Here is a 15,348-nt window from a genome sequence, read left to right on the forward strand (position 1 = left end):
ATGACCATAGCAAGTTGGTCCCACCCCTTCCCATCCCGAACAGGACCGTGAAACAACTTTGCGCCGATGATAGTGCTGCAACCAGTGTGAAAGTAGGTTATCGTCAGGCTTGTTATATAAAAAAACCCCGCTAGGTGCGGGGTTTTTTTTCGTCTGCAGCATTCATCGGACTAGATGCCCCAGGTGATGCTTTCATTTTCCGCCTTGGCCGAGCGCAGCATTTCCATCAAGGGGTAGGCGCGCTGCGAGAAATGCACTTTTTGCGCGCGCGCATGGGCGCCCGTTTCGCCATCTTCCAAGGTCTCCGGGGTATGCGCATCGTGTTCGATGTCGTTTTCCGGATGCAGTTTGCTTTCCGCGACTTCTTTTTCCAGCAGGGCCAGGGCATCGCCCGCTTCCGCTGGCGTGATGACGCCGCGCGTGGGGTTCTTGTGCAGGATGTCGAGGATGCGCTGGGCATGTTCCTGGTACATCAGTACTTCTGGGGAGGATTTGGATTTGAATGAGATCAACATAAGCGCTTTCTGAAACTTGTTGTTAGTGTCGAAACAATATCACGACTTGAAATCTCGCACAGGCCGTCCGATTGCCCGGATTGCACATTTGCAAGCCGGATAGGGCCATCTGTTGGACAACGCACGCATTTACAAGAGCTTGCTCACCGTAAAAACACCCGTTTAAGCGATCGTTAAGTCTCAATCCAGTTTCACCGAGTCCATGAAGGTATCGATGGTGTCACGCGACAGCTTGCTTTCTTCACCGAGGATGATGATTTGGAAAATCCGTTTATCCTGCGCCACGAAACGGCCGACCAGCAAGACAGGCTTGCCTTGCTGCGTGCCCCTGGCCTCGATGCTGAGCGAACTGCGCTGGTGCGTTCCGGCCGCCGTGCTGCTGGCCGCCGATGCCGATTTTTCGCCGCGCACGCTGCCGTTGATATTTTTTAACAAGGCTGCCTGCATGGCGGGCAGGGCCGCTTGTGCCTGTTCTACACTGTCGAGCACGGCGCTGCCGATGGCGAAGGTATTGCCATCGACCTCGCTCGCCGTCATGGTCAGGCTGACTTTCTTGCCATCGAGATCGATCTCGCGTGTCAGCACGGCTGGCTTGCCTGGAAACAGGGCCGTGAACTGGGCGTCGGGGCTGCGATAGTCGCGCCAGTCGAATTTCGGACTGCAGGCGGACAAGACGCTGGCGGCCGCGAGCGTAGCCAGAAAGAGGGCAAGTGATGGTTTTTTCATCAGCAGATGGTAGCAGCGCCGCCAATCGCGCGCAATCGCGCACGTGCGGTGCTCACCGGCCGCCCTATATTTCCCGCAGCACGCGCCGGTACTGGATCGCTTCGGCGACGTGCGCTTGCGTGATGCCGGGGCTGCCCGCCAGGTCCGCGATGCTGCGCGCCACGCGCAGTACCCGATGATAGGTGCGCGCGGACCAGTGCAGGCGCGCCATGGCGCCATGCAGCAGCTGTTCGCCATGGGCTTCCAGGCGGCAATGCTGTTCGATTTCCGTACTGTTCAGGCGCTGGTTCGCTTTTCCCTGGCGTGCCAGCTGCAAGGCAAAGGCTGCTGCGACCCTCCTGGCGATGGCTTGCGTGCTTTCGCCGGCGCCGGCGTGCCGGCCCAGCGCCGCCGGCGGCATGGCGGCCACTTCGATCTGCAGGTCGATACGGTCGAGCAGCGGGCCGGACAGGCGACTGTGATAACGGAGCACGGCGTCCGGCGTGCAGCGGCACCGGCCGGAAGCGTGGCCCAGATAGCCGCACGGGCAGGGATTCATGGCGGCGATCAGCTGGAAGCGGGCCGGAAACTCGGCCTGGCGGGCCGCGCGCGAAATGCTGATGACGCCCGATTCCATGGGTTGGCGCAGCACATCGAGCACCCGGCGCTGGAATTCGGCGATTTCATCGAGAAACAGCACGCCGCAGTGGGCCAGCGAGATTTCTCCCGGGCGCGGCACGTTGCCGCCGCCCACCAGGGCCACACCGGACGCCGTCTGGTGCGGGGCACGGTAGGGGCGGCGTTTCCAGTGTTCCACCTTGAAGTGGCCGCCCAGCGAATGCACGGCGGCCGATTCCAGCGCTTCCTCGTCGCTCATGGGCGGCAGCACGCCGGGGAAGCGGCTGGCCAGCATGGTCTTGCCCGCACCCGGCGGCCCCACCATCAGGACGTTATGGCCGCCCGCGGCTGCCACTTCCAGCGCCCGCCGCGCCTGCTGCTGCCCTTGCACGTCGGCAAAGTCGGGATAGGCCAGAGCGTGCGCTGCCAGCCTGGGCTGGTGGCGCTGCAGGGCCGTGTGGCTGGCGTGCGCGGCAAAATGTGCGCAGACTTCGAGCAGGCTGTGGGCGGGATAGATGCAGGCATCGCGGACCAGCGCCGCCTCGTCCGCGTTCGCCTGCGGCAGGATGAAGGCGCGTGGCGCGCCCGCCCCGCTGCGCTGCATGGCGAAGGTCATGGCCAGCGCGCCGCGGATGGGGCGCAGCTGGCCCGACAGCGACAGTTCGCCGGCGAATTCATAGTGGTGTAATTGGTCGCCTGGCAACTGGCCGGAGGCGGCCAGGATGCCCAGGGCAATGGGCAGGTCGAAGCGGCCCGATTCCTTGGGCAGGTCCGCCGGCGCCAGGTTGGCCGTGATGCGCCGCGCCGGCATCTCGAAGCCGCAGTTTTGCAGCGCGGCACGGACGCGGTCGCGCGATTCCTTCACTTCCGTATCCGGCAGGCCGACTATGGTAAAGGAGGGCAAGCCATTGGCAAGGTGGACTTCGACACTTACCTCGGGCGCTTCCATGCCGGCCAGGGCGCGGCTTTTCAGGACGGCCAAGCTCATCAGACTCCCCCTGTGGCGCGGGCGCGCGCAGGATCAGTCTAGCGTTTGAAGCGCCGTCAGGTTTGAGGTATGCCAGCAAGGCCGTCAATAACAGGGCCTGGCTGGCGGGACCTTACAACCTTACACCTTGGCCTTGGGCTCGTTCAGGCGCGTTTCCAGTTCGATCAGGCGCAATTCCAGTGCATCCAGTTTGGCGCGGGTCTTGGCCAGCACTTGCGCCTGGATATCGAATTCCTCGCGCGTGACGAGGTCGAGGCGGGCAAAGCCTTGCGTCATCATCGACTTCACGTTTTTCTCGATATCCTTGGCCGGCGAGTTTTCGATGGCTTGGTGGATCTTGCCTTGCAAGTCGTTAAAGAAGGTATTCATGTCCATGGTCAGTCCTTTTATGGTGCGGCCTGTGCATCGCACCATTGCGGTGCACAGCGGCGTTAATCTGGTGCGAAACTGGGCAACTCATTGTGCTTCAGCAGTCCGTATCCGCATTCCTGGCCGTGTGCAGGGTATGTATGGACGGAAATGCACCTGTCAAGGTGGCAAGAGAGCTGGCACGTATTCTGCTAAAGAAGGTATGAACGCTTTGTGATCTCCAGCCAAGATTTTAAACCTCAACCGCTTTAAAAGTTCAATAAAAGGGAATCGCCATGAAGAATCTGTCCAAGAACATGACTTTAGCTGCCGCGTTGACACTGGCCATGACCGCTTTGTGCGGCAGCGCCATGGCCCAGGAGGCAGTGGCGGCGCCTGCTGCAGCCGAAGCCGTACCTGATAACGTGGTGAGCTACAACGTGGCGCTGACCAGCGATTACCGCTACCGTGGCGTGTCGCAAAGCCGTCTCGACCCTGCCATCAGCGGCGGCGCCGACTACACCCACAATCCGACGGGCCTGTATGTGGGAACCTGGTTGTCGAGCATCAAATGGATCAAGGACGGCGGCGGCGATACGAACCTGGAATGGGATATTTATGCCGGCAAGCGGGGCGAGATCAGCAAGGATTTCACCTATGACGTGGGCGGCCTGTATTACTTCTACCCATCGAATGGCTTGAGCACGAATGCGAACACCTTCGAGCTGTACGGCCAGCTCGGCTATGGCCCGGCCTACATCAAATATTCGCACTCGACGACCAATCTGTTTGGCGTGCCTGACAGCAAGAACAGCGGCTACCTCGATGTGGGCGCGAATATCGATATGTACGAAGGCTATCTGCTGAACCTGCATGTGGGCCGCCAGAAGGTCGAACATAACGATGCCCTCAGCTATACCGATTACAAGCTCGGTGTCACCAAGGATTTCGGCATGGCAACTGTTGCGCTGGCCTACGTCAAAGCCAATATCACGTCGCTGGCACCGAATGGCAAGAATCTGGCGAAATCCGGTCTCGTGCTGACCGTATCCAAAACCTTTTAAGCGAGACTGTCATGAAAATGATTACTGCAATCATTAAACCGTTCAAACTGGACGAAGTGCGCGAAGCCTTGTCGGCTATCAATGTGCAAGGCATTACCGTCACCGAAGTCAAAGGTTTCGGCCGTCAGAAAGGCCACACGGAACTCTACCGTGGCGCCGAGTATGTCGTTGATTTCTTGCCAAAAACCAAAATTGAAGCGGCCGTCGATGACGCGATTGTCGACCAGGCCATCGAAGCGATCGAAGGTGCCGCGCGTACCGGTAAAATCGGCGATGGCAAGATTTTCGTCTACAACCTGGAACAAGTCATCCGCATCCGTACCGGTGAAACCGGCAACGAAGCGCTCTAAGGGGAATATTGATGCGTAAAAATATAACAAAATTGCTCGCTGGGTTTGCCTGTCTGTGTGCGTTTGGCGTTGCCACGCCGAGCTTTGCCGATGCTCCCGCCAAGACGGAGGCGGCCACGACTGCCGCCGTCGCCACCCCCGCCGTCACGCCTGTGCCTGACGCAGCGGCTGCTCCTGCCGCCGCTCCGGCCCCGGCCGCTGCCGCGCCAGCCGCCGCGCCCGTCGCCAACAAGGGCGATACCAGCTTCATGATGATTTCCACCTTGCTGGTGATCTTGATGACCATCCCCGGCCTGGCCCTGTTCTACGGCGGCCTGGTGCGCTCGAAGAACATGCTGTCGGTGCTGATGCAAGTGTTCATGGTGTTCGCGCTGGTCATCGTGCTGTGGTGTATCTACGGCTACTCGATCGCCTTCACGGAAAAAACCGCCTTCTTCGGTGGCTTCGACCGCCTGTTCCTGAACGGTATCTGGGACCCGGCCAAGGGCACGTTTGCCGCCGCCGCCACCTTCAGCAAGGGCGTCGTCATTCCCGAGTTCGTCTTCGTGGCTTTCCAGGGCACGTTTGCCGCCATCACCTGCGCACTGATCGTCGGCGCCTTTGCCGAGCGCGCCAAGTTTGCCGCCGTGCTGGCCTTCGTCGTGCTGTGGTTCACGTTTGCCTACCTGCCAGCGGCCCACATGGTGTGGTTCTGGACCGGTCCTGACCTGATCACCAATGCCGCCACCTCGGCCAGCGAAGCCCTGAAAGCGGGCTGGATCTGGCAAAAAGGAGCGCTGGACTTCGCCGGCGGCACCGTGGTGCACATCAATGCCGCCGTCGCCGGCCTGGTGGGCGCGATCATGATCGGCAAGCGCGTCGGCTACGGCCGTGAATCGATGGCGCCGCACTCGCTGACGATGACCATGATCGGCGCCTCGCTGCTGTGGGTGGGCTGGTTCGGTTTCAATGCCGGTTCCTCGCTGGAAGCGGGCGACGTGGCGGCATTGGCTTTCGTCAACACCTTGCTGGCCACTGCCGCCGCCACCCTGTCGTGGGTATTTGGCGAATGGATCAGCAAAGGCAAGCCATCCATGCTCGGTGGCGCATCGGGCGCCGTGGCCGGCCTGGTGGCGATCACCCCGGCGGCCGGCTTTGTCGGCCCGATGGGCGGCCTGGTCATCGGCCTGCTGGCCGGCGTCATCTGCCTGTGGGGCGTGAATGGCTTGAAACGCCTGATCGGCGCCGACGATTCGCTCGACGTGTTCGGCGTGCATGGCGTAGGCGGCATCCTCGGTGCCTTGCTGACGGGCGTGTTTGCTGCACCACAATTGGGCGGCCAGGGCATCTTCGACTATGTCACCAACAAGATGTCGGCCGATCCGTACTCGATCGGCCACCAGGTGTGGGTGCAGGCGCAAGCGGTCGGCACCACCATCCTGTGGTCGGCCCTGGTCTCCCTCGTCGCCTATAAACTGGTCGACATCGTCATCGGCTTGCGCGTACCGGAAGAAGAAGAGCGCGAAGGTCTCGATATCACGAGCCATGGCGAGCAAGCGTATCATGGCTAAATAGCAATGATCTGGCATGCCAGCGCCCCGGCGCGGCATGTCCGGCCGGAAAAGGCGCCTCATTGAGGTGCCTTTTTTTCGTTGTGGGAATGGAAAAGGTCTTTAAAACAAGGCTTTTGCCCCGATTTGGGGTACTTACACGGTAATATAGTCGGCAGTTCTGTGTGCTTTTTTGAATACTGCACATAATTTAAGGATGTAACTATGGTTCCCCATCTCGTCACGGCCCTGACCGGACCGCTGCTCGACCTCGAAAAAAAGATTCTGGCCGCGACGCCGGCCATTGAGCGCTGGTTTCGCATGGAGTGGCAAGAGCACACGCCGCCCTTCTATTGCTCGGTAGACTTGCGTAACGCCGGCTACAAGCTGGCGCCCGTCGATACCAATCTGTTCCCTGGCGGTTTCCATAACCTGGCCACGGAAATGCTGCCCCTGTCCGTGCAGGCGGCCATGGCCGCCATCGACAAGTATTGCCCGGACGCCCGCAACCTGCTGATCGTGCCGGAATTGCACAACACCACGCCGCAGTACCTGCAGAACGTGGCGCGCCTGATGCAAATCTTCCGCCAGACGGGGCTGCACGTGCGCTTCGGTTCATGGTCGCCCGACATCACCCAGCCGACGCCATTGGCGTTGCCAGATGGCAACATGCTCGTCATCGAGCCGCTCGTGCGCCTGAACAATGGCCGCCGCCTGGGCTTGAAGGATTTCGACCCGTGCACGATTCTGCTGAATAACGACCTGTCGGACGGCATTCCCGATATCTTGCAAAATATTCATGAGCAAAGCCTGCTGCCGCCCTTGCACGCGGGCTGGGCCTTGCGCCGCAAGAGCAACCACTACACGGCCTACGATGAAGTGGTGAAAAAATTCGGCAAGATGATCGATGTCGACCCGTGGATGCTCAATCCCTTCCACGCCAAGTGCAGCGACGTCAATTTCCAGGAAGGCGAGGGCGAAGACGCGCTGGCCGCCAGCGTCGACGTGCTGCTGGCCAAGATCCGCAAGAAATACAAGGAATACGGCATCAAGGAAAAGCCGTTCGTCATCGTCAAGCCCGATGCGGGCACGTATGGCACTGGCATCATGACGGTGCGCGACGCCAGCGAAGTGCGCGACTTGTCGCGCAAGCAGCGCGACAAGATGTCCATCGTCAAGGACGGCAAGGTCGTCACCGATGTCATCATCCAGGAAGGCGTGCCAACCTTCGAGAGCATCAAGGATGCCGTGGCCGAACCCGTCGTCTACATGATCGACCGCTATGTGGTGGGCGGTTTCTACCGCGTGCACGCGGAAAAGGGTGTCGACCAGAACCTGAACGCGCCCGGCTCGCAGTACGTGCCGCTGGCGTTTGCCCAGCAGCATGCCGTGCCGGATTTGAAGGCAAAGCCGGGAACGGCCGCGCCGAACCGCTTCTATGTGTATGGCGTGGTGGCGCGCCTGGCCTTGCTGGCCGCGTCGCTGGAAATGGAGCGCACGGACCCGAATCCCGAGGTGTATTGATCGCTCCCTGCGGCTTGCCGGGCGCGGTGACCACTGTGCCTGGCGATCTCGGCTAGAATCAAGCATTCCTTATCAGGCTCCCCGATTGGACGCACCATGAAAATTGCATTCCTTGCCGACCCGCTGGCAGGCTTCAAGACTTACAAAGATTCCACCTTCGCCATGATGCGCGAGGCGGCCAAACGCGGCCACGCCGTGTATGCGTTCGAACAGAAGGACATGGCGCTGGAAGAGGGCATCGTCACGGCACGGGTCAACCACATCGAGCTGACCGGCGACGAACACGACTGGTACAAGGTCGTCTCCACCGAGGAAGTGCGCCTGTCGGCCCTGGACGCCATCATCGAGCGCAAGGACCCACCGTTCGACATGGAATACGTGTATGGCACGTATTTGCTGGAACTGGCGGAAAAGCAGGGCGCGCACGTCTTCAACAAGCCGTCCGCCATCCGCGACAACAATGAAAAGCTGGCCATTGCCCAGTTTTCCGAATTCACGTCGCCGACCCTGGTGACGTCGGATGAAGCGCGCCTGCGCGCCTTCCACGCCAAGCACCAGGACGTCATCTTCAAGCCGCTCGACGGCATGGGCGGCACGGGCATCTTCCGCGTCAAGGCCGATGGCCTGAACCTGGGCGCGATCATCGAGACCTTGAGCGAGAACGGCGCGCAGACCATCATGGCGCAGCGTTTCATCGCCGACATCGTCAAGGGCGACAAGCGCATCCTCGTCATCGGCGGCAAGCCGGTGCCGTTTTCGCTGGCGCGCATCCCGCAGGCGGGCGAAGTACGGGGCAACCTGGCGGCCGGCGGCACTGGCGTGGCGCAGCCGTTGACGGCGCGCGACCTGGAAATCGCAGAAAAGCTGGGCCCCATCCTGGCCGCGCGTGGCCTGATGCTGGTAGGATTGGACGTGATCGGCGACTATCTGACGGAAGTCAATGTCACCAGCCCGACTTGCTTCCAGGAAATCATGCAGCAGACGGGTTTTGATGTGGCTGCCATGTTTGTCGATGCCGTCGAGCATGGCGTTGCGCAAGCGCAGCAGCGCTAGAAGGTGGACTGACTATGGTAGGGATTTTGCTCATGACACATGCACCGCTGGGACAGGCTTTCATCGCCGCCTGCGCGCATGTGTTTCGCGGGCCAACGGAACGGTTTGAAGCCATCGACGTCGTCGCCGACCAGGACCTGGCGGAAGTGCAAAAGCTGGCGTCGGACGCCATCTGCCGCCTCGACGACGGCTCCGGCGTGCTGGTGATTACCGACGTGAAGGGCGGCACGCCGTCGAACTGCTGCAACAAGCTGGCCGATGCGGGCCGGGTGGAAGTCATCGCCGGCATCAGCCTGCCGATGCTGCTGCGCGCCATCACGTATCGCCGCGACACGCTCGACGTGGTGGTGGAGATGGCGCTGGCCGGTGCGCAAAGCGGCGCCGTGCGCGTCGATAACCGCATTCGCGTGGGCGAGTAAGGAAGTAGATGGCCGCCGCCCTGAAGGCGGCGGGTTTTATAGGCCAAGATTGTCATCAGCGTAGTGCATTCAGGGATAGAGACCATACAAAAATGATTCAAAAAGAACTCGAAATCATCAACAAGCTGGGACTGCACGCACGCGCCTCCGCCAAATTTACCCAGCTCGCCGCCAAGTTCAAGAGCGACGTCTGGCTGACCCGCAACGCGCGCCGCATCAACGCCAAGTCCATCATGGGCGTGATGATGCTGGCCGCCGGCAAGGGTGCGAAAGTGACCCTGGAAGCCGAGGGCGATGATGAGCAGGCATGTGTCGATGCGCTCACCGCCCTGATTAATGACAGGTTTGGCGAAGGCGAGTAATGCCCGCCGAACGCAGCCGCAGCCGCATTCCGACAGGTCAACCCATGGCATCTTTCACGCTCCACGGCATCCCGGTTTCCCGCGGCATCGCCATCGGCCGCGCACATCTGCTGGCGCCGGCCGCCCTTGACGTCAAACATTACCTGGTCGCCCAGGAACAGATCGAAGCCGAAGTCCAGCGCTTGCAAAGCGCCATCGCCGCCGTCCACAAGGAACTGCAAACCCTGTGGAACGAGCTGCCCAAGGATGCGCCCACGGAGCTGGGCGCCTTCATCGACGTGCATGCGCTGATCCTCTCCGACCCGATGATTTCCGAAGCGCCGCTCGACATCATCCGCAAGCGCCACTACAACGCCGAATGGGCGCTGCTGACGCAGATCGATGAATTGTCGGCGCAGTTCGACGAAATCGAAGATCCGTACCTGCGCGAACGCAAGGCCGACATCCAGCAGGTGGCCGAGCGCGTATTGAAAGTCTTGCTGGGCACGGAGCAGCTGCTGCCCAAGGCCGCGGCCGAAGACGAATTGATGGCGCAGATGATCGTCGTCGCCCACGATATCTCTCCGGCCGACATGCTGCAGTTCCGCGACCGCTCCTTCATCGGTTTCATTACCGACGTGGGCGGGCAGAACTCGCACACGGCCATCGTCGCGCGCAGCCTCGATATTCCCGCCGCCGTCGGCATGTCGCAGGCGTCGATGCTGATCGAGCAGGACGACTGGCTGATCATCGACGGCGATGCCGGCGTCGTCATCGCCAACCCCAGCGCGCTGGTGCTGGAACAGTACCGCGAGCGCCAGCTGGCCATGCAGCGCGCGCGCAAGAAGCTGGGCAAGCTGAAAAAGACGCCGGCCGTCACCAAGTGCGGCACGCCCGTCACCCTGCTGGCGAATATCGAATTGCCCGAGGATTGCGCGTTTGCGCTGGAGTCGGGCGCCAGCGGCGTGGGCCTGTTCCGCTCCGAATTCCTGTTCATGGGCCGCGCCCACAAGATTCCCACCGAGGACGAGCAATTCGAGGCTTACCGCAACACGGTGCAGTCGATGAAGGGAAAAGTCGTCACCATCCGCACGCTCGACATCGGCGCCGACAAGCCGCTCGACCAGTCCGACCATACGGCCTTGAATCCCGCCCTGGGCTTGCGCGCCATCCGTTACTGCCTGGCCGAGCCGCAGCTGTTCCTGACGCAGCTGCGGGCGATTTTGCGCGCCTCGGCCTTCGGCAAGGTACGCATCCTGATCCCCATGCTCGCGCACGCGTTCGAGATCGACCAGTCGCTGGCCATGATCGCGCAGGCGAAGGCCAGCCTGCGCGAGGAGGGCGTCAAGTTCGACGACGAGGTCGAAGTGGGCGCCATGATCGAAATTCCGGCCGCCGCGCTGGCCCTGCCCATGTTCGTCAAGCGCATGGACTTCCTGTCGATCGGCACGAACGATCTGATCCAGTACACCCTGGCCATCGACCGCGTCGATTACGAGGTGGCGCATTTGTACAATCCGCTGCATCCGGCCGTGCTGCAGCTGATCTCCATGACGATCGCGGCCGGCCACAAGGCGGGCATTGACGTGGCCGTGTGCGGCGAAATGGCGGGCGACGTGAAGCTCACGCGCTTGCTGCTGGGCATGGGGCTGCGCGAGTTTTCCATGCATCCGGCCCAGCTGTTGGCGGTCAAGCAAGAGATCCTCAACAGCGACCTGGGCCTGATTGCGCCACAAATGCGCAAAATTATGCGGTCGATGGAACCAAATGTGATCGCGGAAGCCGTACAACAGTTGCAGCTCATGTAAACTGTCACCTTATCGGCATCAGGACACATCGCGCGCGGCAAGAGGTGTCCTGATGCTAAAGTTGCAGCACCTATCATCGCGGTGCTGCATCGACCATGGCCCGTGGGGCCGCCTCCCTTTTATAAACCGACACACATGTCATCCATTGGAATCGTTTCGCCGCAAACCATGTATTTTGCGCAACCCCTGCAGCTGCAAAGCGGCGCATCGCTGCGGGACTATATGTTGATGTATGAAACCTACGGCACCCTGAACGCCGACAAATCGAACGCGGTGCTGGTCTGCCACGCCCTGAACGCCTCGCACCACGTGGCCGGCGTCTATGCGGACGAGCCGAAAAGCACGGGCTGGTGGGACAATATGGTGGGCCCCGGCAAGCCGCTCGACACGGACAAATTCTTCGTCATCGGCGTCAACAACCTCGGCTCCTGCTTCGGCTCGACGGGCCCCATGCACACCAATCCCGCCACCGGCAAGCCGTATGGCGCCGCCTTCCCCGTCGTGACGGTGGAAGACTGGGTCAGCGCCCAGGCGCGCCTGGCCGATGAACTGGGCATCATCCAGTTCGCCGCCGTGATGGGCGGATCGCTGGGCGGCATGCAGGCGCTGGCGTGGAGCATCATGTTCCCCGAGCGGCTGCGCCACTGCGTGGTGATCGCCTCGACGGCCAAGCTGTCGGCGCAAAACATCGCCTTCAACGACGTGGCGCGCCAGGCCATCCTGTCCGACCCCGATTACCGTGGCGGCGACTTCTATGCGCACGGCGTGGTGCCGAAGAACGGCTTGCGCGTGGCGCGCATGGTGGGCCACATCACGTATCTGTCGAACGACGACATGGCCGAGAAATTCGGCCGCAAGCTGCGCGACGCGGCGCAAACGGGCGACTACAAATTCGGCTTCGGCATCGATTTCGAGATCGAATCGTATCTGCGCTACCAGGGAGACAAGTTCTCCGAGTACTTCGACGCGAACACGTATTTATTGATCACCAAGGCGCTCGACTATTTCGACCCGGCGCGCGCGCATGGCGGCGACCTGGCCAAGGCCCTGTCGGGCACCAAGGCCAAGTTCTTCCTCGCCTCGTTCTCCACCGACTGGCGTTTTTCGCCCGAGCGCAGCCGCGAGATCGTCGAGGCGCTCGTGTGCAACCGCCGCCAGGTCACGTATGCCGAAATCGACGCGCCGCACGGCCACGACGCCTTCCTGCTGGAGGATCCGCGCTACATGAACATGGTGCGCGCCTATTATGGCCAGGTTTGGAACGACATCGGGGCGGGCGCGCCCGCCGCAGTACAGAACACCGCCGTCCGCCAGGGCGCCAAGGAGACCGCATGACTTTTGACGAATTGAGCGCGCTGCGCCCCGACCTGGCCTTCATCGCCCACTGGGTGCCGAACAACGCGCATGTGCTGGACGTGGGTTGCGGTGAAGGCGTGATGCTGCAGTATCTGCAAAGCGACAAGGAGTGCAGCGGCTACGGCATCGAGATCGCCGACGACAAGGTGCTGGCCAGCACCCTGCGCGGCGTGAACGTGATCCAGCAGGACATGGAAAAGGGCCTGGCCATTTTCGGCGACAACAGCTTCGACACGGTGCTGTGCCTGTCGTCGCTGCAGATGATGAAGCAGGTCGAGCCGCTGCTGCGCGACATCGTGCGCGTGGGTGCCGAGGCCATCGTTTCGTTCCCCAACTTCGCCTACTGGCCGCACCGCGTGTCGCTGCTGAAAGGGCGCATGCCCGTGTCGAAGTCGCTGCCTTACCAGTGGTACGACACGCCCAACGTGCGCTGCGCCACCATCAACGATTTCCGCGAGCTGGCCGAGGAATGCGGCCTGGAAGTGATCGAATGCGTGGCGCTGGCCGAAGGCAAGATGGTTTCCGTGCTGCCGAACCTGCGTGGCGACCTGGCCGTCTTCCGCCTGCGTAAAAAAGCGGTGCATTGATGAGCACAAGCCCGGCGCCTGGCTGGCGTTCCTATGCCAATGGCCGCATGCTGGCCGTGCTGGTGCTGGGCTTCAGTTCCGGCCTGCCCCTGTTCATCCTGCTGTACCTGCTGCAGGCATGGCTGGCCAAGTCGGGCTTGAACGTCAAGGCGCTGGGGCTGTTCGCCCTGGTGCAGTTCCCCTACATCTGGAAATTCCTGTGGGCGCCCCTGATGGACCGCTACCGCATCCTGGGACTGGGACGCCGGCGCGGCTGGATGGCGCTCACGCAAGTGGCGCTGTTCTTTTCCATCGGCGGCATGGGCATGCTGGACCCGCTCACGCAGATCGGCCTGATCGCGGCCGCTGCCGGCGGCGTGGCTTTTCTGTCGGCCAGCCAGGATATCGTCATCGACGCCTACCGGCGCGAAATCCTGTCCGACAACGAGCAGGGCCTGGGCGCGGCCGTCATCGTCAACGCCTATAAAGTGGCGGGCATGGTGCCGGGCGCGCTGTCGCTGATCCTGGCCGACCGCATGCCGTGGCAGCCCGTGTTCTGGATCACGGCCGCCTTCATGCTGCCGGGCCTCGTCTGCACCTTGCTGATCAAGGAGCCCACCGTGTACGGTTCGCCGCCGAAGACCATGCGCGAAGCGATCATCCTGCCATTCCAGGAATTCATCGCGCGCGATGGTTGGCGTAACGCAATGTGGATACTCGCCTTCGTATTACTCTACAAAATCGGCGACAGCATGGCCACGGCGCTGGCGACGAAGTTCTATCTGGACCTGGGTTTTTCCATGACGCAGATCGGCCTGGCCGCCAATACCACGGGTTTCTGGGCCAGCCTGGCCGGTGGCGTGGTCGGTGGCGTGTGGATGCTCAAGCTGGGCATCAACCGGGGCCTGTGGGTATTCGGCGCGCTGCAGGCGATCGCCATTCTCGGCTTTGCCTGGCTGGCGCAGGTGGGGCCGAACACTGTGTTGTTGAGTGCCGTGATCGGTTTTGAAGCGTTCGCCAGCCTGGGCCTGGGCGCGGCCGCCTTTGTCGCGTTCCTGTCGCGCAGCACGGACCCGCGCTACACGGCCACGCAATATGCCTTGTTTTCCAGCCTGAGCGCCGTGCCGCGCACCTTGATCAATGCCTCCGTGGGCTTTCTGGTCGCCGAGCTGGGCTGGTTCTCGTTTTTCATCGTGTGCTTCTTCCTGGCCTTCCCGGCCATGATGATGCTGCCTAAAATTGCTCCATGGAGGTCTGCCAATGGCACCAATATCCCTTAAACGTTACGCCATCCTGGCCAGCCTGTGCGCGGCCACCGCGCTGGCGCCCCTGTCCGCCCACGCCCAGCAGGCGACGGTCCAGGACGGCATCAAGGTGCGTCCCCTGTCGACGTCGCGCATCTTTGCCGGCGGCGCCGATTTCAATGCACAATCGAAGCAGCAATATGCGCAGCTGGTCAACGAGGCGAAGGAAAAAAATGCGCTGGTGCCCGACAGCGATCCGCAAGTGAAACGCCTGCGCGCCATCGCCCAGCGCATCATCCCGTTCGCCACGCGCTGGAACGAGGCGGCGGCCGACTGGAACTGGCAGGTCAACCTGCTCAATTCCGACCAGGTCAATGCGTTTTGCATGCCGGGCGGGCAGATCGCTTTTTACAGCGGCATCATCACCAAGCTCAATTTGACCGACGATGAAGTGGCCATCGTCATGGGGCATGAGATTTCGCATGCGCTGCGCGAACACTCGCAGGCGCAGGCGGGCAAGGGCAACCTGGCCGCCGTCGGCGCCAAGCTGGCCGGCGCCGGACTGTCGGCCTGGCTCGGCGTCGATCCGAGCATCACCAGCACCGCCACGAATATGGCGGCGCAGGGCGTGATGCTGAAGTTTTCGCGCGACGATGAGCGCGAAGCGGACCTGATCGGCATGGACCTGGCCGCGCGCGCCGGTTTCGACCCGCGCGCCGGCGTCATCCTGTGGCAGAAAATGGCGGCAGTGAGCAAGGGCGCACCGCCGGAATTCCTCTCGACGCACCCGTCGGGCAAGGACCGCATCTCGCAGATGAACAGCCACATGGCGCAAGTGCTGCCGCTGTACGCGCGCAGCAAGGGCGTCAGCGTGGACGCCTTGCCGCCATACCGCAGCACCGCCATCGCGCAGCGCTAGG

General features: G+C 62.0%; 16 protein-coding genes and 1 rRNA gene. 13 read left to right on the forward strand and 4 right to left on the reverse strand.

Going from position 1 to position 15,348, the window contains the following annotated elements; genetic code table 11:
- Positions 1-109, forward strand: a 5S ribosomal RNA gene (gene rrf, locus ACQ4WQ_RS24905); the annotation flags it as partial.
- Positions 110-170: 61 nt separating this feature from the next.
- On the opposite strand, the gene ACQ4WQ_RS24910 is transcribed toward rrf, so the two are convergent.
- From ACQ4WQ_RS24910 to ACQ4WQ_RS24925, 4 genes are all read right to left on the reverse strand, one after another.
- Entirely contained in the window at positions 171-515 is a 345-nt protein-coding gene (locus tag ACQ4WQ_RS24910; protein WP_034749443.1) for a DUF1840 domain-containing protein, read from the reverse strand.
- Positions 516-695: 180 nt separating this feature from the next.
- Entirely contained in the window at positions 696-1,241 is a 546-nt protein-coding gene (locus tag ACQ4WQ_RS24915; protein ID WP_436500777.1) for a hypothetical protein, read from the reverse strand.
- A 64-nt stretch (positions 1,242-1,305) separates the two neighbouring features.
- Positions 1,306-2,826 carry a YifB family Mg chelatase-like AAA ATPase gene (locus tag ACQ4WQ_RS24920; RefSeq protein ID WP_436500779.1) on the reverse strand — a complete coding sequence of 507 codons (1,521 nt, stop codon included), beginning with the start codon at positions 2,824-2,826 and terminating at the stop codon, positions 1,306-1,308.
- 120 nt (positions 2,827-2,946) lie between these two features.
- Positions 2,947-3,201 carry an accessory factor UbiK family protein gene (locus ACQ4WQ_RS24925; protein WP_070289926.1) on the reverse strand — a complete coding sequence of 85 codons (255 nt, stop codon included), beginning with the start codon at positions 3,199-3,201 and terminating at the stop codon, positions 2,947-2,949.
- Between the two features lie 269 nt (positions 3,202-3,470).
- Here ACQ4WQ_RS24925 and ACQ4WQ_RS24930 point away from each other — a divergent pair, with 269 nt between their 5' ends.
- From ACQ4WQ_RS24930 to ACQ4WQ_RS24985, 12 genes are all read left to right on the forward strand, one after another.
- Positions 3,471-4,238: a TorF family putative porin gene (locus ACQ4WQ_RS24930; RefSeq protein ID WP_326458117.1), complete on the forward strand. Its 768-nt coding sequence runs from the start codon at positions 3,471-3,473 to the stop codon at positions 4,236-4,238.
- 11 nt (positions 4,239-4,249) lie between these two features.
- Positions 4,250-4,588, forward strand: a complete 339-nt coding sequence (locus ACQ4WQ_RS24935; RefSeq protein WP_010393464.1) for a P-II family nitrogen regulator — start codon at positions 4,250-4,252, stop codon at positions 4,586-4,588.
- Positions 4,589-4,599: 11 nt separating this feature from the next.
- On the forward strand, positions 4,600-6,138 hold the full coding sequence (locus ACQ4WQ_RS24940) for an ammonium transporter (RefSeq protein WP_326458118.1): 1,539 nt from the start codon (positions 4,600-4,602) through the stop codon (positions 6,136-6,138).
- Positions 6,139-6,342: 204 nt separating this feature from the next.
- Positions 6,343-7,641 (forward strand): glutamate--cysteine ligase, encoded by a 1,299-nt coding sequence (gene gshA / locus ACQ4WQ_RS24945; RefSeq protein ID WP_077399358.1) that lies wholly within the window; start codon positions 6,343-6,345, stop codon positions 7,639-7,641.
- Positions 7,642-7,737: 96 nt separating this feature from the next.
- Positions 7,738-8,694 carry a glutathione synthase gene (gene gshB / locus ACQ4WQ_RS24950; protein WP_326458119.1) on the forward strand — a complete coding sequence of 319 codons (957 nt, stop codon included), beginning with the start codon at positions 7,738-7,740 and terminating at the stop codon, positions 8,692-8,694.
- A gap of 14 nt (positions 8,695-8,708) precedes the next feature.
- Positions 8,709-9,113 (forward strand): PTS sugar transporter subunit IIA, encoded by a 405-nt coding sequence (locus tag ACQ4WQ_RS24955; protein WP_035824452.1) that lies wholly within the window; start codon positions 8,709-8,711, stop codon positions 9,111-9,113.
- A gap of 92 nt (positions 9,114-9,205) precedes the next feature.
- Positions 9,206-9,475 (forward strand): HPr family phosphocarrier protein, encoded by a 270-nt coding sequence (locus ACQ4WQ_RS24960; RefSeq protein ID WP_010393142.1) that lies wholly within the window; start codon positions 9,206-9,208, stop codon positions 9,473-9,475.
- A gap of 44 nt (positions 9,476-9,519) precedes the next feature.
- Positions 9,520-11,262 (forward strand): phosphoenolpyruvate--protein phosphotransferase, encoded by a 1,743-nt coding sequence (gene ptsP, locus ACQ4WQ_RS24965; protein WP_436500783.1) that lies wholly within the window; start codon positions 9,520-9,522, stop codon positions 11,260-11,262.
- A 135-nt stretch (positions 11,263-11,397) separates the two neighbouring features.
- A complete protein-coding gene (gene metX / locus ACQ4WQ_RS24970; protein ID WP_436500785.1) occupies positions 11,398-12,597 on the forward strand; it encodes a homoserine O-succinyltransferase MetX in 1,200 nt (399 codons plus the stop codon).
- On the forward strand, positions 12,594-13,205 hold the full coding sequence (gene metW, locus ACQ4WQ_RS24975; RefSeq protein WP_326458122.1) for a methionine biosynthesis protein MetW: 612 nt from the start codon (positions 12,594-12,596) through the stop codon (positions 13,203-13,205). Before metX ends, metW begins: the two co-directional genes overlap by 4 nt.
- Positions 13,205-14,464, forward strand: coding sequence for an AmpG family muropeptide MFS transporter (locus ACQ4WQ_RS24980; protein WP_436500787.1), 1,260 nt, complete (start codon positions 13,205-13,207; stop codon positions 14,462-14,464). Before metW ends, ACQ4WQ_RS24980 begins: the two co-directional genes overlap by 1 nt.
- The gene (locus tag ACQ4WQ_RS24985; protein ID WP_230506400.1) at positions 14,445-15,347 is read left to right on the forward strand and encodes a M48 family metallopeptidase; all 903 of its coding nucleotides are present in this window, start codon (positions 14,445-14,447) and stop codon (positions 15,345-15,347) included. Before ACQ4WQ_RS24980 ends, ACQ4WQ_RS24985 begins: the two co-directional genes overlap by 20 nt.
- The last annotated feature ends 1 nt before the right edge of the window (position 15,348 follow it).

Origin of the sequence: Janthinobacterium goodfellowi (genome assembly GCF_051380695.1) — a bacterium.
Classification (GTDB): Bacteria; Pseudomonadota; Gammaproteobacteria; order Burkholderiales; family Burkholderiaceae_D; genus Janthinobacterium.